Below are 26,278 nucleotides of genomic sequence, written 5' to 3'. Positions count from 1 at the left end.
CCGTTTGGTTACCTTACAATCATTTTGAAATTTATTAAAGGGCATAATGTTGCAACGTTTTTACTCTAGTTTACTCATGATAACTTTACTACTCACTTTTGTGGGTCAGGCAGTTGCGTCTGTAGCTATGGTATGCGAAATGCCAGATATGCCAACTAAAACAGCAATGCATGCCCAAATGCCAATGACACAAAGTAGTGATGCAACAGCTGTCGCTAGCATGTCTGGAAATATGATGCAGATGGATTGTTGCGACGACGAAAGTACGCCACAAAATGATTGTAAATGCCCTATGAGTGGCTGCGCTGCTAACTCAATGCTTAATGTTGATACTTTATTTATCGTTACTTTACTTGAATCTGAAAAAGTAAATGTACGTGTATTTACTACACAAATTAATATACCTCGTTCACTCTATCGCCCTCCTATGTCTGCTTAATAGCAGGATAGGTGTAATATCAATTTTATTGAAAACATGCTCATTCTAGGAACTAAATACCTCTCTAACTGCGTTAAAAATTACTTATATAAAACAACTATACTGCGTAATTTTTTCCTTGTTATAGAGCTATTTCCCTAGCGCAATAATAGATCATTAATTCAATGCAATTGATATAAAAGGTTTTTGTAAAACTCCTAAACACCTTTTTTGCTTCCTAATTTAAGATTTTCTTTTATTTTTAGATGGAGCAGGTGATGAACCACGCTGTAAGTATTAAAGCCGTATTATGTAGTGTTGTGTTATTTAGCACCGCTGTTAATGCGCAAAACAATTCAAATAACCTAAATATCGATACGCTAAAGCAAGCCCGCAATGAGCGAACGCTTAGCTTAACGCAAGCGCTTAATTATGCACTAACGCATGAGCCATGGCTAAAAGCGAGTGGCTACCAAGAAGATGCCGCAATAGCGCAAAGCATTGCCGCAGGCACCTTACCCGATCCTGTTTTAACGGTTGGCTTACTCAACTTACCTACTAACGGTTATGCGTTTGATCAAGAAGGGATGACGCAGCTTAAAGTTGATTTGAGCCAAAAGTTTAGCCGAGGGAATAGTTTAGCGCTTAGACAAAAAGCATTAGCACAGTCTGCTCAACAATACCCTTGGCAGCGCGCCGATCGCTTAGCACAAGTAAAAGCAATTGTGATTGAGTCGTGGTTAAACGCGTATCGTGCTCAGCGAAGTATTGCTTTAATTGAGCAAGATAAAGGGCTATTTACTCAACTTATTGACATTACCGAAGCAAGCTACGCAAGCACCTTAGGTAAAACACGTCAGCAAGATATTATTCGTGCGCAATTAGAATTCACCCGTCTTGAAGATAAGCTGGTTATGCTTGAGCAGCAATTTGAAAGTGCTAAAAACCGCTTAGCACAGTGGTTACCTATGAATATGCTTATGCAGCCTTTAAATACCGAGTTTACTAAAACCGCAGGGCTGGTTGATTTTGCGAGCCTTGAATTTGATAAACTAATACAGTTGCTTATGGCGCATCCCGCAATTATTGCGATAGATAAAACCGTAATGGCAAAGCAAACCGAAGTTGCGCTCGCTAAGCAAAGCTACAAACCTCAAATGGGCGTTAATGTGGGTTATGGTTACCGAGATGATACCCCGATGGGTGAGTCGCGAGCTGATTTACTCTCAGTAGGATTTAGTATTGATTTGCCATTGTTTACTGATAACAGACAAGATCAACAAGTTAAATCGGCTATTGCTAGTGCAGAAGCTACTAAAACACAAAAGCTGGTAGCGCTTCAAAAACTCAAAGGCATGTACTTTAAGGAGTTTAGCCAACTCGCTTGTTTGCAAAAACGCGATGCGCTTTATCAAAATACGTTATTACCGCAAATGTCAGAGCAATCTCAGGCAACACTTAATGCTTATACGCGCGACGATGGGGATTTTTCTGACGTGATGCGCGCGCGCATTAGTGAACTTAACGCCAAAATTGATGCACTGAATATTCAAGTAGATCAACATATTATTACCGCCCGCCTTAATTATTATGCAAGTAGCTTAGACCCCCAAGTAATGAGCGAGCAAACTGGAGAATTACACAATGAATACTAATTTAAAGTTACTTGTTGCCGCCTTAGTTGGCGCAGGCGCCTTTGGGTTAATGGGCGGCTTAGTAATGCAGTTTTTACCTAGCAACTCGGCAATGCATGAACAACAAAGCGCTGACAAACAGCCCTTATATTGGGTAGCCCCTATGGATAGTAATTACAGGCGTGACACGCCAGGGCTTTCGCCAATGGGAATGGATTTAGTCCCTGTGTATGAAAACGATAGCAACGCTCAGGATGGACCAGGTGCTGTAACTATTTCGCCTGCAGTCATTAATAACTTGGGTGTAAGAACCGCTAAAGTGCAGCTTAAAACACTTCACAGCGATATAAATACTGTGGGTTATGTGCAATATAACCAAGACCAACTTATTCACATTCATCCGCGTGTAGAGGGCTGGATTGAAAGCTTGTACGTTAAAGCGCAAGGTGCACAAGTTAAAGCCGGTGAGCCTTTATATACTTTGTATTCACCACAATTGGTGAATGCACAGGAAGAGTTTTTACTGGCGGTGAATCGTAATAATACCTTGTTAATTCGCGCTGCAAAGGCGCGTTTAGAGTCGTTAAATGTATCTGATGGATTTATCGAGCGCTTACAAAAAAATAAAAAGATAATGCAAAATATTACTTTTTACGCAAAGCAAAGTGGTGTGGTAGATGAGCTAACAGTACGAGAGGGCTTTTACGTTAAACCAGGCACATCAATGATGAGTATTGCCCAGCTTGATGAAATTTGGGTAGAGGCAGAAGTTTTCGAGCGCCAATCAGAGCAAGTGAGCGTTGGTTTACCTGTAACAATGACGCTTGATTACTTAAAAGGTCAAAAGTGGGAAGGTAAGGTTGATTACATTTACCCCGCGCTTGATGCTAAAAACCGGACTCTGCGTGTAAGGCTCAGGTTTGAAAATGCAGATCATCGGTTAAAACCAAATATGTTTGCACAAGTGAGCATTCATGCTAAAGCGAGTAAAGCGCAATTTACAGTCCCTAAAGAAGCGGTAATTCGCACGCAGCATCAAAACCGTGTGGTTATTGCATTAGGTGAGGGTCGTTTTAAATCGGTAGAAGTCGAAGTTGGGCAAATTAATAGTAATGAAGCGGTCATTTTGTCAGGTGTAATGACAGGTGACACGGTAGTGACCTCAGCGCAATTTTTAATTGATTCTGAGTCGAGTAAGAGCTCTGACTTTAAACGAATGGAAATGCCTAGTTCAGTTCTTAGCTCAGGTATGAGCTCGGATTCTGGTTCAGGCTCGAATATGAACATGGATATGCAGCCACAAAGCGCCACGGTTAATGGCACTATTAACGCCATAGATACACAAAATCGCATTATTAATATTAGCCGAGAAGTCATCGAAAAATGGAATCGAGAACCCGCCACAATGGACTTTGTATTAGCGCCAGACATCGACATTACCAAGTTTGAAAATGCCCAGTATATTAATTTTACTTTTAGTATTATTAATGATGAATTTGTAATTACTAAAGCGCAAAACGCAGAGCCGATTGATCATTCTACTATGCAACACAGTTCTCACTAGGAGCCATTATGATAACTGCCATTATTCGCTGGTCTGTTGGCAATCGCTTTTTTGTGTTGTTGCTTACATTAATTTTACTGGGTGGAGGATTGTTTGCACTAAAAAATACGCCCGTGGATGCCTTGCCTGACTTATCTGATGTTCAGGTCATTATAAAAACCACTTACCCGGGGCAAGCGCCGCAAGTAGTGCAAGACCAAGTTACATTTCCGCTCACCACAGCAATGCTTTCTGTGCCGGGTGCGCAAACCGTAAGGGGTTTTTCGTTTTTTGGTGACTCGTACGTTTACGTTATTTTTGACGAAAAAACTGATTTGTATTGGGCGCGTAGCCGAGTACAAGAATACCTAAGCCAAGTAGCAAACCGATTACCCGATAGCGCTACGCCAGAGCTTGGCCCTGATGCAACAGGCGTAGGTTGGATTTACTTATACGCACTAATTGATAAAACAAATAAACACGATATTAGTCAGCTACGAAGCTTACAAGATTGGTTTTTAAAGTTTGAGCTACAAACCGTACCAGGAGTCTCAGAAGTGGCTGCTGTTGGTGGCATGGTTAAGCAATACCAAGTCAATGTAGAGCCCGATAAATTACGCGCATATGGTATTCCACTTAGCCTTATTCAAACGGCGATTCAACAAGGCAACCAAGAGATGGGCGCCTCGGTAGTTGAAATGGCTGAAGCTGAATACATGGTAACAAGCACCGGCTACATTAAGAGTGTTGCCGACTTGGAAGCTATTCCGCTTGGTGTAAACGCTAATGGTACTGCGCTGCAATTGCGTGATGTAGCTGATATTCGAGTCGGACCGCAAATGCGCCGTGGTATTGCAGAGCTTAATGGCGAAGGCGAAGTAACCGGCGGCATTGTCATTATGCGCTATGGCGAAAATGCACAAAAAACCATTGAGCTCGTAAAAGCAAAATTAGAATCGCTTAAAAAGGGATTACCAGAGGGCGTTGAAATTGTCCCAGTGTACGATCGCTCTAACTTAATAAATAACGCGGTTGATAACCTAACAAGTAAGTTAATTGAAGAGCTGATTGTAGTTGCCTTAGTGTGTGTGGTGTTTTTGTTTCATGTGCGCTCATCGCTGGTGGCGATTATTACGTTACCGCTTGGGATTTTAACGGCATTTATAATTATGTATTGGCAGGGGATTAACGCCAATATTATGTCTTTAGGGGGAATTGCAATAGCGATAGGCGCAATGACCGACGGTGCTATCGTCATGATTGAAAATATGCATAAACATATGGAAAAAACGCCCCTTACCAACGAAAACCGCTGGGAAGTTGTGGCTAAATCGGCGAGTGAAGTGGGTCCTGCATTATTTTTTAGTTTATTAATTATTACCGTCAGTTTTATGCCGGTATTTATTTTAGAAGCGCAAGAAGGACGTATGTTTGCGCCACTGGCTTACACTAAAACCTATGCTATGGCAGCGTCTGCTGGGCTTGCGATTACCTTAGTGCCGGTATTAATGGGTTACTTTATTAGAGGTAAAGTTATTTCGGAGCAAAAAAATCCAGTTAACCGATTACTCGTCGCAGCGTATCGCCCACTCCTTAACTGGGTGCTTAAATTTCCAAAAATGACATTGGTACTCGCGGTGGTTGTTTCTGTTATTGGCTTTTACCCGGTAAATAAAATAGGCAGTGAATTTATTCCACCACTCGATGAGGGCGATTTAATGTATATGCCCACAACGTATCCTGGTTTATCGGTAGGTAAAGCACGCGAAATACTTCAGCAAACCGACAAGTTAATTGCTACAGTACCTGAGGTTAAAACAGTATTTGGTAAAGTTGGGCGAGCAGAAACTGCAACAGATCCTGCGCCGCTTACAATGATAGAGACGTTTATTCAGTTAAAACCAAAAGACGAATGGCGCGAGGGCATGACGCTTGAAAAACTTAAAAAAGAACTCGACGGTTTGGTTAAATTTCCGGGGCTAACTAATGCGTGGGTAATGCCAATTAAAACGCGTATTGATATGCTCGCAACCGGTATTAAAACCCCTGTGGGCATTAAAGTTGCGGGACCAAAGTTGAGTGAAATTCAAAAAATTGGTCAACAAATAGAAGTGCTATTAAAAGATGTGCAAGGCACCGCATCGGTTTATTCAGAGCGAGTAGCTGGTGGACGTTATATAAAAGTAGATATAAACCGAGAAAAAGCTGCGCGTTATAGCTTAAATATTAGCGACATACAGCAAGTTGTATCTACTGCAATAGGTGGTACAAACGTAACACAAACGGTAGAAGGGCAAGAGCGTTACCCTGTTAATTTACGTTATCCGCAAGCATACAGAGACTCGCCAGAAGAGTTAATGTTGTTACCTATTGTAACGCCTACAGGGCAGCGTATAGCACTTGGTGATGTAGCTGATGTATTTATTGAAGATGGACCGCCTGGTATAAAAAGCGAAAATGCACGTTTAAACGGTTGGAGTTTTATTGATATAGATGGCGTTGATATTGGTACTTACGTTGAGCACGCTCAGCAAGTGCTGGATAAAGACCTGATACTACCTGCTGGCTACTCAATTACGTGGGCTGGGCAGTATGAATACATGCAGCGCGCTAAAGAAAAACTGACTTATGTATTACCACTTACATTAGCGATTATTATTGTATTGCTTTACCTTAATTTTAGAAGCTTTGCTGAGGTCACTATTATTATGGCTACGTTGCCACTGGCAATGATTGGTGGCGTATGGCTAATGTATTTAGAGGGCTTTAACTTTTCAGTTGCAGTAGGTGTAGGCTTTATTGCCTTAGCTGGGGTAGCGGTAGAAATAGGGGTCATAATGTTGGTGTATTTAAACCAAGCCTATCAAGAAAAATGCCTCGAAGCAGAGCGCGCAGGTAAGCCGCTTAGCTTAGTGCAATTACAGCAAGCCATTGTTGAAGGAGCAGGGCTTCGAGTACGCCCGGTTATGATGACTGTCGCGACAATTATTATCGGTTTATTACCTGTACTTTATGGCACGGGTACCGGAAGCGAAGTAATGAGCCGAATAGCAGCACCTATGGTTGGCGGTATGGGCAGTGCAATTGTACTTACTTTACTTGTTATTCCTGCGGTTTACCTACTGTGGCGCAAACAAGGACTTAAATAATATAAAGCAACAAGACGATAGAGCAGTGCAGTGCGGTTACTACCCACGCATTGCTCTATAAAAATTACTTATAATTTGTAAGTTGTACTATTAAATTCCTAATTATTCTTTATTTTGAAATTAACCTCATGTTTTTAAATAGCTTTTTAATTGGCACGCTTTACGCAACATTGTACTTCAGTCAACTAAATAAGGAATGCACATGCAAGTTAAAACGATTAAAGAGGTATACGATTGGACCATTTTGTTTCATACACAAATGGCGGCTAATTTCTATGCCGTAAAGGATTTACTCGATGAACATAATGCAATGCTGGTGGACTATTACTTAAATTACGAAAAAAAACTGGCTGAAGATTTAGTTGGGTTTAAGGCGATAACCGAAATAAATACGCTCGATACGTACTGTTATGAATACTTTGCTAAAAACCCTGAGCTAATTACTTTTGAAGATATTAGTAAAGATCAGCAATTTGATGAGAAAGTTATTCAAGGCTATTTAGCACAGCAGCATCAAAAAGTGATTGAGTTGTACGAATACTTACTTGAGCGCGCTAAAACAGATAACGGCCAAGAAAAACTACAGCAAATATTAGAGCTTGAAAAGCAAGGCATAAAGCAAATGATGCAAAGCACTAATCGTCATATGGACATGTAATACCAATTTTGTTAAAAAATAAGCATTCTAGCGTATTAAATAACTCACTAACATTTATATGTCGACTGCATGGATGCAGGAGGGTGAGCAAAGCAATGCAGTGAGCAATTGCCAAGAACAACTATATGCCATAATTTTAGCCTTGTTATTGAGCTATTTTTCTTATCGCTATAATAGCTCACAAATTTAATGCAATTGGTATAAATTATGTAACTATGAGCACTTTGTGTGATGCTGGGATTTAGTTTTTTATTGATTCTAGATTTGAGTCTAAAAGTTGTTTTTTATTAGCAAGAGAGTGCTGCTTCCCAACAAAAAAATTTAATCCGTGTTTGTCTAATAGTGCTCTGAAATTTAGTATAGATGGACCTTTAGCAATTACTTTCATTTTTTTTAGTTGAGTAATTGCTAGTACTCCTTGAAGTTGGAAATCGTAACTTTGTTGTTGCAATACGCGCTTACTAAACGTTGAACTTAACAATAGGTAATCAAAGTTAACATCAGTCAATAAATTAAGCTCACACCTATCTTTGGCGAAGTTATTCAGCCCAATTGAGTAACCAAGTAGCGAAAGCTTCTTAAGGTTTTCGAGCTGTGTGGCACATGCTTGGCGAATTTCTTGCTCATCGAATAGTAGGCAAAGTTGGCTTTGACCTTGCTGCTTACCAAGCACCTCGGTAAATAAAGTAAATTCATGTAATCCTAGCAATAGACATGAACACGGTACTAATGCCATTTTTATATTCGCATTTACGGCTTTAGTGAAGGCGCGTTGTAGTAGCTGCAACTCCACTTGTACGTGTTGTTCTGGATCGACTGCAAACTTTTTTAAAATATCAAAACTAGTAAAACCAAGTATTGGGTGCTCCCCAAATGCTTCAAATAATGATTCTGATTGATGTTGTTCATTTAAGGTAATTATTTCTGAGCTTCTAAAGCTCATCGGTAATGCGTCAAGATGATGAAGAGTTTGTTGTTCTTGCTCTGGCACAGACTGGGTTAATAAAGGGTGAAATAACTCGTATCGGTTTTTCCCAGAATTTTTGGCGTAGTACATAGCAGCATCAGCATCACGGATAATTTCGTCGGTGTGTTTATAATCGAATCTCGAGTAAGTTATACCAATACTCGCACCACTTTTTAAAGAGGTGTCTTTTAAGCTAAATGGCATTTTCATTAAATCGATAATACGATTAGCAACATCTTCTGCCTGCTGTGGCTCGGTTAGGTGGGTTAGCAAAATAACAAACTCATCTCCACCTAAGCGCGCCAATAAATCGTGCTCACGTATACATTGCGAAAATAACTCACCAACATTTATTAAAAATTGATCGCCTGCTTGATGTCCTAGTTGGTCGTTTATGTCTTTAAATTTATCTAAATCAATGAACAACACGGCAAAATGGTGTTCAGGGAAACGTTGATAGTGCTGTAATGTTTTTTCAAGTTGAGTTAAAAACAAACTGCGGTTAGGTAGACTGGTAAGCGAGTCATGATGCGCATCATGATAAAGTTGCTGCTCTATTTTCTTTCGCTCATCTATTTGCATTTGTAAGTGTAAGTTTGTTTGGCGCAACTCTTTGGTTTTTTCGTTTACTCTAGACTCTAATTCATGGTGGCTTTTTTTAAGAGCTTGATTAGCAAGCTTTGTTTGCAATACAGCTGCAATTTGGTGAGAGACGAAGGTTATTAGTTCGCAATCATCTTGGCTAAAAATATGTTTATTATTGTAAGCCTGACAAACAATGAGGCCAATCACGCCTTGTGATGTTTTAAGCGGAGATCCTAACCAACTGGTGGCTTTTTGTTCTTTTTGTACCGACTGGCTACGTTGTACCGTACCACTTTCTAATAACTCTTTAGCTCGACAAGGGTGTATAAGTTGAGTTTCTTCAGTACTAATTACCAGTTCGCTGTAACCTTTCGAAAAGCGTCTTGGTAATGTGTTTTCTTTAAATTCATCGACACAGTAAGGAAAGTTTATCCAACCGGATTCTTTATCATAAAGCGCAATATATAAATTTTCAGCGTAGGTAATTGTTTTTATTATTTCGTGTATTTTGAAGTAAGCATCATTAATATTTTTAGCTTGAGTCGCCAGCTCTGATATCTTAAATAAGATTTGCTGGCGTTGCAGGGCATGTTTACGTTGCTCAATTTCAACGTTGAGCGCGTCGTTACTATGCGTTAATGCACGGGTTCTTATTTTAACTTCAGACTCAAGAAGCTCGCGTTTTTTTACACGCTCTATAGCCGTAGCTAAATAAAGTGACATAACCTCAAGTAGCTGTATTTGTTGTGAACTATATGTTTGCTGCGTATCGTAGCTTTGCGCTGCTAACACACCAATAATATTTCTTTCTTGGTAAACAGGTACTCCTACCCAATGTTCTGCAGGCGTTCCCATTGCTTTAAATAGACCTTTATCTGCTGCCTCTTGCATTTGCTGTTTGGTAAAGTGAGTTGTTTTACCTTGCTTAAATACGTATCCAGTTACCCCTTTATCAAAACAATTAGGTTGATTAAGCGCAACGGCAATTGCGTCTTTTTCATCTGAAAAATAAGAAAGCTCTAACGATTGGCTGTGTTGATCTAATAACACGACATAAAAACTTTTACTGGGAACGTACTTTTGCAAAATATCGTGAATGGCGGGATAGAGTAAGGTTAGCTCGGCAACAGTGCTTGCTTGCTCTGATAATTGGATAAGAGCATTTTGTAAATGATGCGATTGCTTGTATTTTTCTAATAGCGTTTTAAGACGTTTATTTTGATACGCTAATTTACAATGCGCTGAGCGTTTATCTTCCAATGATGTAACCGGCTATTTTTATTGTATAGTTATTAGCCTTATACTTTCATTTTTAGCGTTCATCGTCAAGTTGATATTATCGTAAAGTAGTCGCTAAAAGTGCTAAATTAGGCATTAAAAAAGGCTTACCTGTTGGTAAACCTTTTTATTTTAAAAACATTTTGTTTATTTAGATGACATAAAATCGATAGCTGCGCTAATTTCATCATCAGAACAATCCATACATGTACCTTTAGGAGGCATTGCGTTGAATCCGTTAAGTGCGTGATCGAGTAAAATATCTTTACCTTTGGCTATACGTGGAGCCCAATCGTCAGCTGATTTTGGTGCACCTAATGCGCCTGTGCCATGACATGCAAAACAAGAGCTTTGATATACTTGTTCGCCAGAACGAGGGCCTGTAGGTACGGCAGCTGCAGCGGCTTTATCACCTTCAAGATATACAGCACCAATTGGCGCGAGACGTTTTTTAATTGCATCTTCAGTCATAGAGTTATCATATGGCTGTGCGTATGCGGTGGTTGCTAGCAATAATAATGCTGCAGCTGTTAATTTTTTCATTTTGCTTTGCCCACTTCGATTTGAACGTGATCAATCACGATATAGATGACGGAAATTGAACCGATTATAACTCTCTGGCGCAATTTATAAAATGCTAAGAGACGTTTTTATTAATAAAACTGAATACTTTTTGCGTTAACGCAATAAATTTAATAATTTTTGCTTTTTGTTTAGCAATAAAATAAACGTAGTTAATTATAAACAAGTAAACGATCTTAAGATCAAAGTTATTTTATAGCCAATACGCTACTAACAAGCTTTTCGATCCCAGCATCTGCGTCAAGAATAGTTTGAGCCAACATATAAGCAGGTGTAGTCACTAGCTTGTTCGATTGATCAATAACGACATCATCAACCTCGCAGTTAATATGTGTTGCGCCCAATGAATTAAGTGCGTGTGCAGTATCAGGATCGTTGCCAATAGTAAGTTGAGCATTGTTGTAAATAAAAGGGATCAAAGCCGGTGCAATACACATATAACCGGCAGGTTTTTTTGCTTGAGCAAATGCTTTACAAGCATTAAGTACGTCATTATTAATAGAGGCCTGTATGCCTTTAACGGCAAAGTCGCATAAGTTTTTCGCAGCGCCAAAACCACCTGGAAAAATTAGCGCATCAAACTGAGTAATATCTAGCTCAATCAGTGATTTGACTTCACCTCGCGCAATGCGAGCAGCTTCTGTTAATACATTTCGTTTATCAGTCATTACTTCACCGGTTAAATGATTAATAGTGTGAAGTTGTTCGATATCCGGTGCAAAACATTGATAAGTAGCGCCATTTTTAGCTATGTGTAATAAGGTTAAAATTGCTTCATTAATTTCACTACCATCGTATACGCCACACCCTGCTAATATTACAGCTACGTTTTTCATGCTTTTGTGCTCCTTAATTGAATTTTCTAGGTGTATAGTTTGAAGTTTAACATGGACGAAATTTTTCGTTTAAATAAAGTTTTAGTATAAAAAACGTTCGCTAAGTAAGTTGTCGCGCGGTATATGCTATTCGCTAGTGATACTCTATGAAAAAAAGTATAAAGGATCGCTATGATCTTTGATCCATTATGCTAGAATACTCCTCCGGTTATTCAAATGGATAGGAATAATCAAAGTGAGTAACAACATAAACGGTTATTAAAAAACCTTTTTCCACATTGGTTTAAAATAATAAAAAAAGAACCTCGTATTATCTTTTTTAAACAAAAACAAGCAGTTAAAGTATTTTCTAGGCATTTTAAAATGCTTTGGAAGAATAGCTTGTGGCTGTTATCTACACACTTATCCACAGCTTGCTCTAGTTTTAATAACACGATAAGCAGTAATTCACTGTCGTTTTATTTACTACCTTGTGGCATGCTTATAATTACCTTAATTTTTTGCATTTAGGATCCAAATTCACCATGGCTCAGATCCCCGAAAACCCACTTATTTTAGTTGATGGCTCGTCATATTTATTTCGTGCTTATCATTCTCCGCCGCATTTAACTAATTCTAAAGGTGAGGCTACGGGCGCTATTTATGGCGTGATCAACATGCTTAAAAGCTTGATCAGACAATATGATCCCTCACATATGGTGGTTATATTTGACGCTAAAGGTAAAACGTTCCGTAACGATATGTATAGCGAGTATAAGGCAAATCGTCCGCCTATGCCGGATGACTTACGCACTCAAATAGCACCGATACACAGTATTATTAAAGCGATGGGCTTTCCGCTAATTAGTATTGAAGGCGTTGAAGCTGATGATGTTATCGGCACATTTGCACGTATAGCATCAGAGCAAAAGCGCCATGTACTCGTCTCTACTGGCGATAAAGACATGGCGCAGCTTGTTAATGAACACGTTACGCTTATAAATACCATGACCGACAGTATTTCAGATCCCGTCACCGTGGTTGAAAAGTTTGGTGTGGGCCCTGAACTTATTATCGATTACTTAGCATTAATGGGTGATAAGGTCGATAATATTCCGGGTGTTGAAGGTTGTGGGCCTAAAACGGCGGTTAAGTGGTTAGAAAAATATGGCTCGTTGCAAGGTGTAATGGATCACGCAAGTGAGATTAAGGGTAAAATAGGTGAAAAGTTATCTGTAGCTCTCGATCATCTGCCTTTAAGCTACGAACTTGCGACAATTAAGTGTGATGTTGAAGTTGAATCTGATCTTGATACATTCAAACTTCAAGAGCCTAACAAAGACGAATTAATTGCATTATATGGTGAGTGCGAATTCCGTCGTTGGTTAGCTGAGTTACTTGATAATTCTAAAGATGCTGAAACACATTTAGCTGTGCCTACCGAAGCCACTGAATTACCAAAAGTAGAAGACGCTCATTACGAAACGATTTTGACGCAAGCGCAGTTTGATACATTAATAGATCAATTAAATAGTGCTGAGTTATTTGCGTTTGATACTGAAACAACCAGCCTCGATTACATGAAAGCGCAATTGGTGGGTATGAGCTTTGCCGTAAAAGCGGGTGAAGCTGCTTATTTGCCGGTAACGCACGACTACCCGGGTGCGCCTGAGCAACTAAGTCTTGAATTTGTAATGCAAAAATTGGGTCCAATTTTGGCAGATGCAAACAAAGCTAAAGTAGGGCAAAACCTTAAATACGATAAAAGCGTATTAGCTAATGCAGGTTTTGCGCTAAATGGCATTAAGTTTGACACTATGCTTGAGTCGTACGTATTCAATAGTGTGGGCACGCGCCACGATATGGACTCACTAGCTCTTAAATACCTCGGTCATAAAAATATTAGCTTTGAAGATATTGCTGGTAAAGGTAAAAAGCAGCTTACCTTTAATCAAATTGAACTTGAAAAAGCAGCGCCATATGCTGCAGAAGATGCCGATATTACTTTGCGCCTACATGAGGTGCTTTGGCCAAAAATAGCGGCAGATGAAAAGCTAAAATCGGTATTTGAAGATATCGAAATGCCACTTGTTAGCGTGATTTCTGATATTGAACGCACCGGTGTTGCAATCGATAGCAACATGCTTGCAGCGCATAGCCAACGGTTAGGTGAGCGTTTAATTGAGCTTGAAAAAGAAGCGTTTGAAATAGCAGGTGAACCATTTAACTTAAGTTCTCCAAAGCAACTACAAGTATTATTGTTTGAAAAACTTGAGCTGCCTATTATCAAAAAAACGCCTAAAGGTGCACCTTCTACCGCAGAAGAAGTATTGCAAGAGCTTGCTCATGATTATCCGCTACCTAAAGTGATTATAGAGCATCGTGGTTTATCTAAGCTTAAATCAACGTACACCGATAAATTGCCATTAATGGTGAATGAGAGAACCCAGCGTGTGCATACCTCTTATCATCAGGCCGTAACAGCCACGGGGCGTTTAAGCTCAACGGATCCTAATTTACAAAATATTCCAATTCGATCAGAAGAAGGACGCCGTATTCGTGAAGCGTTTATAGCCGCAGATGGTTACAAAATTGTCGCAGCCGATTACAGTCAAATTGAGCTGCGTATTATGGCGCATCTTTCACAAGACAAAGGTCTATTAAGTGCATTTGCCAACGGCTTAGATGTACATAGTGCAACTGCAGCGGAAGTATTTGGTGTTGAGCTTGATGATGTAACTACCGATATGCGCCGTAAGGCTAAAGCAGTAAACTTTGGCTTAATTTATGGTATGTCTGCATTTGGTTTAGCGCGTCAATTAGATGTACCGCGTCATGAGGCGCAGCATTACATAGATAAATATTTTGAGCGCTTTCCTGGTGTGCTTGAATATATGGAAACAACACGCGAGAAAGCAGCTGAAAATGGCTACGTTGAAACAATATTTGGCCGTCGCTTGCATTTACCAGAAATAAACGCACGTAATGGTGCGCGCAGAAAAGGAGCCGAACGTGCTGCTATAAACGCACCAATGCAGGGTACTGCCGCCGATATTATTAAAAAGGCAATGCTGAGCGTTAACCGCTGGGTACACGAACAAGCGCCAAATACAATTAAGCTGCTTATGCAAGTGCACGATGAATTAGTATTTGAAATCAAAACAGACTGCGCGGCACAATACACAAAACATATTTGTGAACTTATGTCACAAGCCGCTGCACTTGATGTGCCGCTCATAGTTGAAGCTGATGAAGGTGACAACTGGGAGCAGGCTCATTAATTGATTTTAAGCTATAAATAACGCGGCTAATTGCCGCGTTATTTTTTATGGGTTAATTGCCAAAAATCGTCGTTTTTGGTTTGTTGTCAAATGATCATCAAGTAAAGCTGTGATCATGTGTTGAGCTTGTTGCCCAGTGTATTGCTTATTTAATTGATCAATTTGAGTTACTAATTGTAAGTTTAGGCTCTGCCATTGCAGGCGTTGTTGTTGCAAGGTAATTAAGCGTGTTGCGGCAGCATCACCAAACTCTCCTGCGAGCTGATTATAATCCTGACTAATAAGTGCTTGTTCAAGTTCATTATTTAATGCGTTTAACTGCTTGCTTGGTTTTAGCGCTTGAGTAAGGTGTTCAGGTAATGCTCCCTCAAGGTTTGCTAATAATTGTTGTTTTAACTCATCATTAATATGGCGATCTTGATTGATCTCCAGTTTAGCAATGGTATAGCGTTGCCACTGATTATCATCATCAAATAGTAGCGCAATCTCATCGTCGTTAAAGTATTGGCTTTGAACCGCAAGCATCTCTTTTAATTGTTCCGATAGCGATAAACTGCTTAGCGAATTTTGTAGTTCAGCAATGGCTTCTTTAAAGCTTAAATAACGGGCAAATAAAGCCGCGTGTTTTTTACATTGCTGTATTTGCGTGCAGGCTTGCTGTGTTTGCGTAATGCTAAAATTATCGTGTTCTTGCTCAGCTAGAATAATGTGGTCAAACATATCATCAACAGCCGTTGGAATGTTCACATCTGGCGGAAGAGTCTGCTTGTTAGGCTGAAAGATAAAATAACCAATAACAAGAGCCGTGATAATAAACACAAGCCCTACAAAGTATGAACGAAACATTATTTACAAACCCATGTTTTTTAAACGGTTTGCGTGCTGGCGATAAACGCTAAGTGGATCGGTTTCAAAAATATGATGAAAGCCAATCATCTGATTTACTTCATCAAGGTGATTCATTTTGTAGTTGTCTTTTAAAACATAGCCAAGGTGGCTACTACAACGTGAGACTAACCCATCATCATCCCCAGGAATGAGTAATGACGTAATCGCTAATGGTGCATCTGAGGGATCAAAAACATTAGTGAGTGTGCGAGTGCCGCTCCATGAAAAGTAATAAACGCCATTACTTGCTTGCATTGTGCCTTGGTCGCACTGAGATGCGGGTAAACCTTCAGGATATTTCTGATTAAACGCAAGTGCACCTTTCGTGGTTAAGCTCTCAAGTGCTCCAACAGCATTTTGTGGTAATCCATTATTACCTGATAGTAGTCCGATTAATCCACCAAAGGCATTAAATGCAGCTTTTGCAACGCCTTCAAGTTTTGAACCAGGAGTTAGGCCTTGACGAACAACATCAGCAACAGGGCTTCCAAAATTTACGCCACCGACACTGGTTGCCGAAGCAATAATATCAGGACGAACAGAAGCGACATAACGGATACTTTGCGCGCCTTGGCTATGACCAATTAGATTAACTTTAGACGCGCCCGTTAATGCCAATATTTGTTCGACTTGTTGCAGTAATTGTTCACCTCGCTGCTCTGAGCTATTTACAGAAGAAACTGAAGTGACATAAACGCGAGCGCCATCTTTACTTAGATTTGTTGGAATACGATAGAAGTAATCAATACCTAAGATGTCGTCAAACCCCATTATTCCATGAGCTAAAACGATTGGATATTTAGTTTGCGTATAGCCTGCATTTGCTGCAAAGCTTAAAATAAACAGTAAGCTACAAATAGATAGAACAAATATTTTTTTCATAAATGATACTCTTTTGTGTGTGTTTTATAACGTCATTAAACTGCTATTAGCAATTTAATTTGTGTGTTTTTTATTCAGTGTGTTACTAATAGAACAAATAATTAACATTTTAGCAATGTTAATTTTAAGTTAAATTAAAATGCAATTTGTAGGATTAGTTATATGTTTATCAATTCTTTCAATTCATCCCTTTATTTAGTTTATTTCTCAAGCCTAGTTTGTTAGAGTGCCGCCCGTCCTATCCTGTAGGACATCCTGTTGATGATGCATCTGAAAAGGTGCAACAAATTGATAGCTTCTCCCCAGTTTGCTATATCGGCCTACCAACGTGTTTGTTGGGCCGTTTTTTGTTTTACGCCTGAAAATCCTATCTAATTAATTCTTTATTGCGCTCTACCAATTGTATAATTCATTCGTCATTTCGAGGTGGTTTGGGTACATCGCAGGTGATACCATCGAAGTGATATTATTTTTATTCTTTTCATTTTATTACTAAGGAGTGCGTTATGTTTAAAGCGTTAGCTATTGCAGGTTTATCGTTATCAAGTTTGGTTATTTCTAATGTCGCTCAAGCTAACTGGCAATTAGTAAATGATAAAAGTCAGTTGAGTTTTGTTTCGATTAAAAAAGATACCGTGGCTGAATCACACCATTTTACTAACCTCGAAGGTATGCTTTCAGATAAAGGTGAGTTTAGCGTTAGTATTGATTTAACATCAGCTGAAACCTTAATCCCTATTCGTAATGAACGTTTAACAACGTTATTATTTGAAGCGGCTAAATTTCCAAATGCCGTTTTAACGGCAAATTTAACTAAAGAGCTGAGTAATATTAAAAAGCCTGGTCAATATGTATTGAAGGGTATTAAAGCTGAGCTTGATTTTCATGGTAATAAAAAACCATTGGTAATTGATGTACTGGTTAATAGTACGCAAAATGGAGATTTAACGGTGTCATCATTTACATCTATTATTATTAATAGCGATGATTTTGGTATAACAGAAGGTGTTAAACAGCTGCAGAAATTAGCGGGCCTACCTTCAATAGCAACAGCTGTGCCTGTTACGTTTGCAATTACACTTAAAAAGCAGTGATTTCTTTAAGTGAGCTTAGCAAGCAATTAAGCGAGCCAAGTAAACCTTTTGATAGTTGGCAGCCTACTTATTGTGGTGAGTTGCCAATTGTGATTAATAATGAAGGTAAATGGTTTTACGAAGGCAGCGAAATAACACGCCTCGCCATGGTAAAGCTATTTGCTTCTGTATTATGTAAAGAAGAAGAGCTGTTTTATTTAAAAACACCCGCCGAAAAAATAAAAATAACGGTTGATGATGCACCGTTTATTATTGTTGATTGGCGTTTTGAGAATACAGCACAAGGGCAGGCTTTGTGTTGCATCGATAATTTGGCTAGGCAGTGGTTGGTGAGCGCTCAGCAGCCTTTAGTTATAAAAGACTATAAAGGGTCAAAAGTGCCTTATTTAAAGCTACCTTATGGCTGTAGTGCGCGTGTTGCGCGAAGCGTATTTTATCAGTGGGCTGAAAAAGCCGAGACTGATAAGCTCGGCTATTTTATTAAATCTGCTGGTAAACAGTTTTATCTATCGTAATTGAGGCGTATTAAGCGTCTGGATTAGTTTCCTCAGTTACTTTATCTTCAGGCGGTACAGCAATAACAGGGCCTAAAAACCATTCATCTAGCTTTTTAGCAACTTCCGGTAAGCCCGTGCCTTTTAGTGATGAAAATGCATGGACTGTTATATCCCCGTCAAGCGCACTTAATTCACGGCGAACTTGCAGTACTTGTGCTTTACGTGCGCCTTGCTTAAGTTTGTCAGCTTTAGTCAATAGCGCCAACACTGGAATTTCGCTACCAATTGCCCAGTTAATTAAATCGCGGTCTAGATCTTTTAAAGGATGACGAATATCCATTAAAATAACGATACCTTTTAAGCTTTGACGCTTTTGCAGGTATTCACCTAACGACTTTTGCCATTTCTTTTTCATTTCGATTGGCACTTTAGCAAAACCATAACCTGGCAAATCGATAAGGCGCATATCGTCAACATCCGCTAAATCGAATGTGTTGATTAGCTGAGTACGGCCAGGCGTTTTACTGGTACGTGCTAGTTTTTGATCTGTTAATGCATTTAATGCACTTGACTTACCTGCATTGGAGCGACCGGCAAACGCAACTTCAATTCCCGTATCAGCAGGTAATTTAGTAATGTCTGGAGCGCTTGTTACGAAAGACGCAGTATTATATTTGATACGAGATTTGAGCACAGGCTCTCCTAAAACTTAAAAAAATAACATTGAGTAAACCAAATTTACTCAGGGCGCGTATTTTATACTATAAAGGATGTATTAAAAAGCGTATTTAACCACCTAAAAGCAACGGCTGTGGTACATTTAAAACATGTTAAAGCTTAATCTAAGTCAAAACCCTGTAAATTATAAGCTTAATATGTGTAGAAAACGTGCCAGAGAATTTATTATCGTGTAGAATATGTTTATTACAGCATCACGATTGTAGATGATACAGGGTCGGAAACAGAGAATTCACCATGAAAAAAATAGCACTATCTTTAACAATATTGCTTGGTGCGTTGTCAGCAAGCAACGCAACAGCATTTGATGGCGATGTAAACGCAGGTAAAGAAAAATCAGTAACGTGTGCGGCTTGTCACGGCCCAGACGGTAATGCACCGATTAACATTTACCCTAAAATTGCAGGTCAACACCCAGATTACATCCTTAAACAACTTAAGGATTTAAAATTAGGTATGACGTCAGGCGGCAAAGAAGGGCGTATGGATCCAGTAATGAGCGCAATGGCTATGCCACTTAGCGAGCAAGACATGAAAGATCTATCTGCTTATTTTTCTTCAATGAACATGTCTGAAGGTGTTACACCTAAAGATGTTGTTGAAGTTGGCGAAATGTTATTTAAAGCAGGCGATGCCGAACGAGGAATTCCGTCGTGTGCTGCATGTCATGGTCCACGTGGCAATGGCTCATCATTGGCTAAATTTCCAAAAATTTCTTTTCAGCATCCAGGATACATCAAAGCTCAGCTTGAAAAATTCCGTGATGGAACACGTCATAATGACCTAAATGGTATGATGGGCGATATAGCGAAGAAATTAACAGATAAAGACATTGAAGTGCTTTCTCAGTACTTAGGTGGTTTACACTAAAGTCGTATTTATTTAATTTTAATTAATAAATACACTACAATGTTTACAAAAAGCAGCTCAAGCTGCTTTTTTTGTGTCTGAAATTAGCGATATTGCCGTTGTTGTTTGTAAGACATTGACCATGTGGCAGTGTAAGAAAAGTCTTATTTTAAATGTCTTTTTTTTATTAAGTTATTGTAATTTAAATAAAGTTGAATTTTTTAACGTATATGCTGTAAGAAAAAACATATAAATTAGTTGTAACAAAGTTATTAACGAGTAGATTAACCCCTGTCGCAAAATAATAATAAAACGGAAACAGCTATAGGGACAGTAGCGCGGCACGACTACATAGCACTAGATTGTTGCTACAAAAGGAAATAACAAAAAAGAGTCAGGAAGACCGATAAAAATAAAAACTCATGGAAGTTTAATAATAAAAACAAAATGGAATGTCACAAGGAACGTAAAAATAATAACAATACGGACTGATAATAATAAAAATAATAATGGCTAAAAAAAGTCGAAGGGAGAAGTGTCCAGATAATGGCGCTCAGATTAGCAGGCGGTAGAGATGTTTTCTCTACCGCCTTTTTATTTGTCCTGTTACAATACCCACCGTTTAATAACTGGCGATAAGCTAGTTTAGGCGCTATAACACGAGAAGCCCAACCTCTGAAGCGCAAACTGAATTCTTCTGGCTATGCCAGCACTGCGATGTCCATTAATTTGCACCTCGCTCAAAACCTCTTAAGTGAGACGATCAAGATATGAGTAGAACGAAAAAGTCACGCAAAAGCCCTTCAAATGGACCAGTACGTTTAAGCCAAGATAAGCTTAAAGAAATGCGTGCATTAAAAGAGCAGCGAGTTAAAAAAACCAAAGGTGCTAAGCCTGGTTCTCGTAATGCACCAGATGCATTAAATGGCGATAGCCAAAATTCACAGTCAGGTTCTAGAGATAAGCGCATTGGTAGTAAAAAACCAGTGCCATTAGTTGCAACGGCTGTTGAACCAAAAGTAGAAATGAAACGTAACTTAAAGCCAACAATTGAGCTTAAAAAAGTTGTGCAACCTGAGTTTACACCAGAGCAAGAGCTTGAAGCGCTTGAAAACGATGTGCGTTTACTTAAATTAGTAGAGCGTCACGAAGGCGGTGAGCTATTAACGGGTAAAGATGCCAAGTACTTTAATAGCCGCATTGCTCGCCATCAGGTTTTATGCGAATTGTTAGGGCTTGAAGATGAAGATGAGCCAGAGCTTGAAGATGACTTTATTGACGAAGATAATTCAAACTCAGACTTTGATCAGTATCTATCAAATGATCTAGCAAATGAATGGCTAGATGATGAAGAAGATAAGTAATTAAGGGTAATTAATGAGTACTGCGATAATTTTGGCCTTGTTTTTAGGCGCGGCTATCATAGCTGGTTTAGCATTCTATGCCGGTCAGTTGCTGTATAAGTTAAATGCGCAAAAAAAATTAATTGCTGAAACGCAGGCTGAACAAAAGCAAAAGCTTGAAAAGTCGCGTTTAAAGCGAAACGCAAAACTAGCTGATAGTATTCATTTAATTGCTCGTGCAATGAATGAAGAGCAGTGTGAGTTTTCTGAAGGTTGTTTACGTATTTGGGTACTTATGTCTCAATATAGCTTTGAGAACGAGCAAGATTTGACTGTTAAATATCCTGGAATTTATAAAATGTATCAGGTAGTTAAAGAAATGCCGACGCATGATGCACGTAAAAAATACGCTAAAAAAGAGATTGTTAAGCTAGATAAAGCTCGCTGGCAAGCTGAAGAAACACTTAAAGATGAGGTTAAGGCCGATTGCGCCAAAATTATCATCGAGTTTAAAGCCGCTCCAGATAGCGATAAAGTAGTTTTTAATTAAAGCTACAACTCAAATACAAAAAGCAGACCTAGGTCTGCTTTTTTTGTGCCGATGTATTTATTACCCAGAGTTCAGGCTAAATCACTCTTGAAAAACGCGTCGCATTTATTTGTTTTCGTAAATGAGCGTCAAAGCACATGCAAATAATACGAATGAATAAGTTACCGCGCGGCGTTACGCTAATTTTATGCTCAGTTATCGTCAGCAACTCATCTTTAATGAGCGGTGCAAGCGTAATTAACGCATCTTTAAAGTAGTCATTAAATACAAGCGTATGTTTTTCGCTAAACGCTTGTATATCTAATTCAAACTGACAAATTAGCTGCTTAATTGCATCAGCACGAATTACATCATCATGTGTTAAGTGCATTCCTTTATTAAGTGCGCAGCCGCTTTGTGTTTCTACGCTGTGGTAATAATGTTTTAATTCTTTTTGATTTTGTAAGATGGCAGTGCCAATTTGTGAAATTGATGACACACCTAAGCCTAATAAATCACAATTTCCATGTGTTGTGTAACCTTGAAAATTACGGTGTAGTTTACCTTTATTTTGTGCAACAGCTAGTTCGTTATCAATTTTTGCAAAGTGGTCCATACCAATAAACTGATACCCTGCTTGCGTCATTTGCTCCAGCGTGTTTTTAAACATGGTGAGTTTATTATGTGCGCTGGGTAAATCTACATCTTTAATTTTTCGCTGTGCGGCAAAGCGCTCAGGTAAATGCGCATAGTTAAACACCGATACTCTATCAGGGCTTAACTCAATAAGTTGCTCTATAGTTTGTTTAAAGCTCTGTGGTGTTTGCAGTGGTAGCCCATAAATCATATCTGCATTAATAGATTGAAACCCCAGTTCGCGAGCTTGTGTAATTAATTGCTTAACGGTATCTGCATTTTGTGGGCGATTAACAGCAAGTTGTACGTCATCGTTAAAGTCTTGAATCCCAAATGAGACACGATTAAAGCCAAGCATCCTTAAATCAACAAGCATATTATCGGCAAGCGAACGTGGATCTATTTCAATACCGCGTTCAGTTGTACGCGTAAAATTAAAGTGTTGCTCTAAAAGCTTTATTAAACGGGTCATTTGTTTTGCGGTTAAAAAGGTGGGAGTACCGCCACCTAAATGTAATTGTTCAACCGTGTAGTTTTTAAATAAATGAGCCTGAGCAATAATTTCTTTTGCTAAAAAATCGAGATAAATATCTGCTTTAGATTGGTGGCGTGTGATTATTTTATTGCAGCCACAGTAGTAGCAAAGCTGGCTACAAAACGGAATATGAATATACAAAGAGAGTGAGCGACTATTTGATGATTCTATAGCACTAAGTAAGTCCTGCTGCTGATAGCCATCACTCAGCGATAAAGCGGTGGGATACGAGGTATAACGGGGGCCAGACACATTATATTTGTTTATTAGGGTTTGATCCCACTGTGGAAGTTTAATCATCACGCGCACCTAAGTATTTATTTAGGGGGCGATTATAAAAAAGTACGCAGTAAGGCGGTTTGATCTATAACAAAAAAGGTGCCAAAGCACCTTTTTAATAAAATATAAGTTAATACGACATAAACTAATACGTAACGGTATGTGCATCTTTGAGATATTGGAATAACTCTTTATAACCTTTACCTGGCTTTTCAGCTTTCGCTTCTTTTGCCGCATTACGAACTAATTGGCGCATTTGTTGACGATCAAGAGACGGAAACTGCTCAATCGTCTCATTAATAAGGTCATCGCCTTGTTCAATTAAATCTGAACGTAGTTGCTCAATTTTTTTGACCAATACTTCAGCTTGGTTATTTTTATTAAGCATTACATCGATAATCGCTCTAATAGCGTCAATGTTTTCTACAGTACGCAACGTTTTAGCAATGTAATTTAAGTGACGGCGGTACGCGTCGCTTTTATTGCTAATTTTATCAGCGACTACCATGGCCGCTTTTAAATCATCATTTAATGGTAGGCGTTCGCGCTGTTTTTTACCCATTTTGGCAATTTCAGTACCTAACTGATGAAACTCTTGCGCTTCACGCTTAAGCTCCGTTCTTGATACATATTCAATTTCTTCTTCAATTTCAGCAGGCTTGCCTTTTTTCTTTGCCATGGGGTGCTCTTAAATAAAAATAACTTTTGCCATTATACATGAATATGATACTTAGGAATATTAGCTGATGTGATGCATTGAGTGTGTTAGCATTTAAATATAAGAAATGCGTGCATTATGCCCCTAAGGCTCAGGACTTAATTTATGAAAAGCCAACAAAACGATCCAATTTATTCGCAAATATCGCAAGTTAAAGATGCGGTAGCAGAAGTACTCGAACATGCTAAAAAATTAGGCGCGACAGCTGCAGAAGCGGCCATGTCTAGTACGTCTGGTTTATCGGTTAGTACACGAATGGGTGAAGTAGAAACCATTGAGTTTAACCAAGATGGCGGCTTAGGCATTAGCGTATATGTTGGTAATAATAAAGGCTCGGCGTCGACGGCTGATTTAAATCCAAAAACATTACGCACGGTAGTCGAAAAAGCGATTGATATAGCCAAATTTACATCGGATGACCCATTCAATGGCGTTGCTGATAAAGAGTTACTTGAATTTAATCCTAAAGATTTAGATTTATACCATCCTTGGGATGTAAGCCCAGAGGAAGGTATTGAGCTTTGTCATGCAGCTGAGCAGGCTGCATTAAATGCAGATGAGCGTATTGTTAATTCAGATGGCGCGAGTTTTTCATCGCACCAAGGGTTACGTGTGTACGGTAATAGCCATGGTTTGATAACCGGTTTTCCACGTACTCGTCATAGCATTAGCACTATGGTAATAGGTCAAGATGGCGAACACATGCAACGGGACTCTGCTTACACAGTGGCGCGCGATCAAGCGGGTTTAAATGATGCAGCAGCAGTGGGTCTTGAAGCCGCTGCTGAAACATTAGCCAAATTAAACAGCCAAAAGTTAGGCACAATGAAAGTGCCGGTTGTTTTTAGAGCAGACATTGCAAACTCATTGTTTGGTCACTTAGTGTCGGCCATTGGTGGTGGCGCGCTTTATCGTAAATCAAGTTTTTTACTTGATAGTTTAGGCACACAAGTATTTAGTAATTGCGTAAACATTGCAGAGCGTCCGCATATTTTGAAAGGTTTGGCATCGTCACCGTTTGATAGCGAAGGTGTTAAAACATTCGACAGAGAAATTATTCAAGGCGGCGAGTTACAAACTTATTTATTAGCAAGCTATGCCGCGCGTAAAATGAATATGACCCCAACAGGTCATGCTGGCGGTATACATAACTGGCTTGTTGAGCAAACTCATAACGATTTAACTGCACTATTAAAAACCATGGGCACAGGCTTATTAGTAACCGAGCTAATGGGGCAGGGCGTAAATACAGTAACGGGTGATTACTCACGTGGTGCTGCTGGTTTTTGGGTTGAAAATGGTGAAATTCAATATCCGGTAAGCGAAATTACCATTGCTGGTAATTTAAAAGATATGTTTAAAGGCATATCTGCTATTGGTGGTGACGTAGAGCGTCGTGGTGGTATTCAAACTGGCTCAGTATTAATAGAGCAAATGCAAATAGCCGGCGCGTAGTATTAATACGCAGTGTATACTTAGACCTAGAGTATTATCTCTGGGTCTAAGTGAGCTTTTACGAGGTGTAAAATGGCTAAAGATAGATATGCACCAAAACCGCTAACCGATATTATGGCGGGGTTAAATAATCGTTTATCGGCTTATGCGGGTAAAAGCCAAGCACTTGATACACAGCAAACCTTATTAAAAGATTTTTTAGGCCCTAAATTGGGTGATAAATGCCGAGTTAGTAATTACCGAGACGGCACGCTAATGATAGAGGCGGTGTCTGCACCTATTGCGCTTAGACTTAATTACTTAAAAATGGATATGCTTTCGCATTTTAGAGCCGCTGGAATGGCAGAGCTTGGACAAATAAAAATCACTGCAAACCCTCAAGCCACTCAGCGATTAAGTACAGCAAATAAGTCGGGTAGTCCTACAGTTACCAATTCACGAAAAATGAGTGAGCAAACAGCGGATTACTTAAATGCAATAGCAGCTTCTGCACCTCCTTCTTTAAAAGAAAAGCTAGAACGTTTAGCGCTTCACGGAAAAAATAAAAGTTAGCCTTAACTACCCACCATTTTGTTATTGGTGGGGCTAATTTGGCAGCTCACCGCATTCAAAATACTTTGTTACATATTCTATTTTATTGTTGGCTTAATGAGGTTTATGATACTGCGTGGTGTGCTTTATTATTTAAAGCTACCTTGATACCCATTCTATTAAGTAAAAGCGTATAGGCAGTGCTATTTTTACTCCTGCTATATTCAAGAATTTAATGGAGTTGGTATGTGATACCAACCTGCATAAATCTTTGATCAATTTAACGAATTAAATTGCACTATAACGTCGTTAAAAATTTTTTATTTAGAACAACTAGATACAAAAACTTTTGCCTAGTTCTAGCGTAATTTTCTTAACGTTAAATAGACCCCAT

Annotated in this window: 21 protein-coding genes; 13 read left to right on the top strand and 8 right to left on the bottom strand. The window is 39.1% G+C overall.

The window, feature by feature from the left end:
• Window positions 1-76: 76 nt before the first annotated feature.
• From H5119_RS11900 to H5119_RS11880, 5 genes are all read left to right on the top strand, one after another.
• A complete protein-coding gene (locus H5119_RS11900; RefSeq protein ID WP_310737445.1) occupies window positions 77-439 on the top strand; it encodes a hypothetical protein in 363 nt (120 codons plus the stop codon).
• 257 nt (window positions 440-696) lie between these two features.
• Entirely contained in the window at window positions 697-2,073 is a 1,377-nt protein-coding gene (locus H5119_RS11895) for a TolC family protein (RefSeq protein ID WP_182702384.1), read from the top strand.
• Window positions 2,063-3,616, top strand: coding sequence for an efflux RND transporter periplasmic adaptor subunit (locus tag H5119_RS11890; RefSeq protein ID WP_182702383.1), 1,554 nt, complete (start codon window positions 2,063-2,065; stop codon window positions 3,614-3,616). The genes H5119_RS11895 and H5119_RS11890 overlap by 11 nt, the downstream gene beginning before the upstream one ends.
• Before the next feature lie 8 nt (window positions 3,617-3,624).
• On the top strand, window positions 3,625-6,744 hold the full coding sequence (locus H5119_RS11885) for an efflux RND transporter permease subunit (protein WP_182702382.1): 3,120 nt from the start codon (window positions 3,625-3,627) through the stop codon (window positions 6,742-6,744).
• Between the two features lie 202 nt (window positions 6,745-6,946).
• The gene (locus H5119_RS11880; protein WP_182702381.1) at window positions 6,947-7,402 is read left to right on the top strand and encodes a hypothetical protein; all 456 of its coding nucleotides are present in this window, start codon (window positions 6,947-6,949) and stop codon (window positions 7,400-7,402) included.
• A gap of 241 nt (window positions 7,403-7,643) precedes the next feature.
• Here H5119_RS11880 and H5119_RS11875 read toward each other — a convergent pair whose 3' ends face one another.
• The 3 genes from H5119_RS11875 to elbB all read right to left on the bottom strand — a co-directional run bounded on the left by H5119_RS11875 (window position 7,644) and on the right by elbB (window position 11,650).
• Window positions 7,644-10,214, bottom strand: coding sequence for a diguanylate cyclase domain-containing protein (locus tag H5119_RS11875; protein WP_182702380.1), 2,571 nt, complete (start codon window positions 10,212-10,214; stop codon window positions 7,644-7,646).
• Between the two features lie 165 nt (window positions 10,215-10,379).
• Entirely contained in the window at window positions 10,380-10,775 is a 396-nt protein-coding gene (locus H5119_RS11870; RefSeq protein WP_077536822.1) for a cytochrome c5 family protein, read from the bottom strand.
• Between the two features lie 227 nt (window positions 10,776-11,002).
• Window positions 11,003-11,650 (bottom strand): isoprenoid biosynthesis glyoxalase ElbB, encoded by a 648-nt coding sequence (gene elbB / locus H5119_RS11865; RefSeq protein WP_182702379.1) that lies wholly within the window; start codon window positions 11,648-11,650, stop codon window positions 11,003-11,005.
• Between the two features lie 524 nt (window positions 11,651-12,174).
• Here elbB and polA point away from each other — a divergent pair.
• Window positions 12,175-14,910 (top strand): DNA polymerase I, encoded by a 2,736-nt coding sequence (gene polA / locus H5119_RS11860; protein ID WP_182702378.1) that lies wholly within the window; start codon window positions 12,175-12,177, stop codon window positions 14,908-14,910.
• Between the two features lie 45 nt (window positions 14,911-14,955).
• Here polA and H5119_RS11855 read toward each other — a convergent pair whose 3' ends face one another.
• Both H5119_RS11855 and H5119_RS11850 read right to left on the bottom strand, forming a co-directional pair.
• A complete protein-coding gene (locus tag H5119_RS11855; RefSeq protein WP_182702377.1) occupies window positions 14,956-15,756 on the bottom strand; it encodes a lipase secretion chaperone in 801 nt (266 codons plus the stop codon).
• Between the two features lie 3 nt (window positions 15,757-15,759).
• Window positions 15,760-16,680, bottom strand: coding sequence for a triacylglycerol lipase (locus tag H5119_RS11850; RefSeq protein WP_182702376.1), 921 nt, complete (start codon window positions 16,678-16,680; stop codon window positions 15,760-15,762).
• A gap of 506 nt (window positions 16,681-17,186) precedes the next feature.
• Here H5119_RS11850 and H5119_RS11845 point away from each other — a divergent pair.
• Both H5119_RS11845 and H5119_RS11840 read left to right on the top strand, forming a co-directional pair.
• Window positions 17,187-17,774: a YceI family protein gene (locus tag H5119_RS11845; RefSeq protein WP_182702375.1), complete on the top strand. Its 588-nt coding sequence runs from the start codon at window positions 17,187-17,189 to the stop codon at window positions 17,772-17,774.
• Window positions 17,771-18,289 carry a DUF1285 domain-containing protein gene (locus tag H5119_RS11840; RefSeq protein ID WP_182702374.1) on the top strand — a complete coding sequence of 173 codons (519 nt, stop codon included), beginning with the start codon at window positions 17,771-17,773 and terminating at the stop codon, window positions 18,287-18,289. The genes H5119_RS11845 and H5119_RS11840 overlap by 4 nt, the downstream gene beginning before the upstream one ends.
• Window positions 18,290-18,299: 10 nt before the next feature.
• Here H5119_RS11840 and yihA read toward each other — a convergent pair whose 3' ends face one another.
• Complete coding sequence (gene yihA / locus H5119_RS11835; protein ID WP_182702373.1) at window positions 18,300-18,965, bottom strand: ribosome biogenesis GTP-binding protein YihA/YsxC; 666 nt, start codon at window positions 18,963-18,965, stop codon at window positions 18,300-18,302.
• A gap of 281 nt (window positions 18,966-19,246) precedes the next feature.
• Here yihA and H5119_RS11830 point away from each other — a divergent pair, with 281 nt between their 5' ends.
• From H5119_RS11830 to H5119_RS11820, 3 genes are all read left to right on the top strand, one after another.
• Entirely contained in the window at window positions 19,247-19,879 is a 633-nt protein-coding gene (locus tag H5119_RS11830; RefSeq protein WP_077536830.1) for a cytochrome c, read from the top strand.
• Window positions 19,880-20,628: 749 nt separating this feature from the next.
• Window positions 20,629-21,222 carry a Der GTPase-activating protein YihI gene (gene yihI / locus H5119_RS11825; RefSeq protein ID WP_182702372.1) on the top strand — a complete coding sequence of 198 codons (594 nt, stop codon included), beginning with the start codon at window positions 20,629-20,631 and terminating at the stop codon, window positions 21,220-21,222.
• Between the two features lie 13 nt (window positions 21,223-21,235).
• Entirely contained in the window at window positions 21,236-21,751 is a 516-nt protein-coding gene (locus H5119_RS11820; RefSeq protein ID WP_182702371.1) for a DUF2489 domain-containing protein, read from the top strand.
• A 76-nt stretch (window positions 21,752-21,827) separates the two neighbouring features.
• Here the strand turns inward: H5119_RS11820 and hemN are convergent, their stop codons facing one another.
• Both hemN and yjgA read right to left on the bottom strand, forming a co-directional pair.
• Window positions 21,828-23,201, bottom strand: a complete 1,374-nt coding sequence (hemN, locus tag H5119_RS11815) for an oxygen-independent coproporphyrinogen III oxidase (protein WP_182702370.1) — start codon at window positions 23,199-23,201, stop codon at window positions 21,828-21,830.
• A gap of 124 nt (window positions 23,202-23,325) precedes the next feature.
• On the bottom strand, window positions 23,326-23,859 hold the full coding sequence (yjgA, locus tag H5119_RS11810; RefSeq protein ID WP_007582068.1) for a ribosome biogenesis factor YjgA: 534 nt from the start codon (window positions 23,857-23,859) through the stop codon (window positions 23,326-23,328).
• Between the two features lie 144 nt (window positions 23,860-24,003).
• On the opposite strand from yjgA, the gene pmbA reads away from it, so the two are divergent.
• Entirely contained in the window at window positions 24,004-25,353 is a 1,350-nt protein-coding gene (gene pmbA, locus H5119_RS11805; RefSeq protein ID WP_182702369.1) for a metalloprotease PmbA, read from the top strand.
• A 72-nt stretch (window positions 25,354-25,425) separates the two neighbouring features.
• Window positions 25,426-25,905, top strand: a complete 480-nt coding sequence (locus tag H5119_RS11800; protein ID WP_182702368.1) for a DUF721 domain-containing protein — start codon at window positions 25,426-25,428, stop codon at window positions 25,903-25,905.
• Window positions 25,906-26,278: the final 373 nt, after the last annotated feature.

It is taken from the genome of Pseudoalteromonas sp. SG45-5 (assembly GCF_014164085.1).
Lineage (GTDB): Bacteria > Pseudomonadota > Gammaproteobacteria > Enterobacterales > Alteromonadaceae > Pseudoalteromonas > Pseudoalteromonas aliena.
Note: the sequence above shows the minus strand (reverse complement) of the source record. Positions and strands in the feature narration are given on the sequence as shown.

Bases quoted from the DNA above. Each gene is read 5' to 3' on its own strand.
- H5119_RS11900 (WP_310737445.1), top strand. From the start codon at position 77: ATGATAACTTTACTACTCACTTTTGTGGGTCAGGCAGTTGCGTCTGTA.
- H5119_RS11895 (WP_182702384.1), top strand. From the start codon at position 697: ATGAACCACGCTGTAAGTATTAAAGCCGTATTATGTAGTGTTGTGTTA.
- H5119_RS11890 (WP_182702383.1), top strand. From the start codon at position 2,063: ATGAATACTAATTTAAAGTTACTTGTTGCCGCCTTAGTTGGCGCAGGC.
- H5119_RS11885 (WP_182702382.1), top strand. From the start codon at position 3,625: ATGATAACTGCCATTATTCGCTGGTCTGTTGGCAATCGCTTTTTTGTG.
- H5119_RS11880 (WP_182702381.1), top strand. From the start codon at position 6,947: ATGCAAGTTAAAACGATTAAAGAGGTATACGATTGGACCATTTTGTTT.
- H5119_RS11870 (WP_077536822.1), bottom strand. From the start codon at position 10,775: ATGAAAAAATTAACAGCTGCAGCATTATTATTGCTAGCAACCACCGCA.
- elbB (WP_182702379.1), bottom strand. From the start codon at position 11,650: ATGAAAAACGTAGCTGTAATATTAGCAGGGTGTGGCGTATACGATGGT.
- polA (WP_182702378.1), top strand. From the start codon at position 12,175: ATGGCTCAGATCCCCGAAAACCCACTTATTTTAGTTGATGGCTCGTCA.
- H5119_RS11855 (WP_182702377.1), bottom strand. From the start codon at position 15,756: ATGTTTCGTTCATACTTTGTAGGGCTTGTGTTTATTATCACGGCTCTT.
- H5119_RS11850 (WP_182702376.1), bottom strand. From the start codon at position 16,680: ATGAAAAAAATATTTGTTCTATCTATTTGTAGCTTACTGTTTATTTTA.
- H5119_RS11845 (WP_182702375.1), top strand. From the start codon at position 17,187: ATGTTTAAAGCGTTAGCTATTGCAGGTTTATCGTTATCAAGTTTGGTT.
- H5119_RS11830 (WP_077536830.1), top strand. From the start codon at position 19,247: ATGAAAAAAATAGCACTATCTTTAACAATATTGCTTGGTGCGTTGTCA.
- yihI (WP_182702372.1), top strand. From the start codon at position 20,629: ATGAGTAGAACGAAAAAGTCACGCAAAAGCCCTTCAAATGGACCAGTA.
- H5119_RS11820 (WP_182702371.1), top strand. From the start codon at position 21,236: ATGAGTACTGCGATAATTTTGGCCTTGTTTTTAGGCGCGGCTATCATA.
- hemN (WP_182702370.1), bottom strand. From the start codon at position 23,201: ATGATTAAACTTCCACAGTGGGATCAAACCCTAATAAACAAATATAAT.
- yjgA (WP_007582068.1), bottom strand. From the start codon at position 23,859: ATGGCAAAGAAAAAAGGCAAGCCTGCTGAAATTGAAGAAGAAATTGAA.
- pmbA (WP_182702369.1), top strand. From the start codon at position 24,004: ATGAAAAGCCAACAAAACGATCCAATTTATTCGCAAATATCGCAAGTT.
- H5119_RS11800 (WP_182702368.1), top strand. From the start codon at position 25,426: ATGGCTAAAGATAGATATGCACCAAAACCGCTAACCGATATTATGGCG.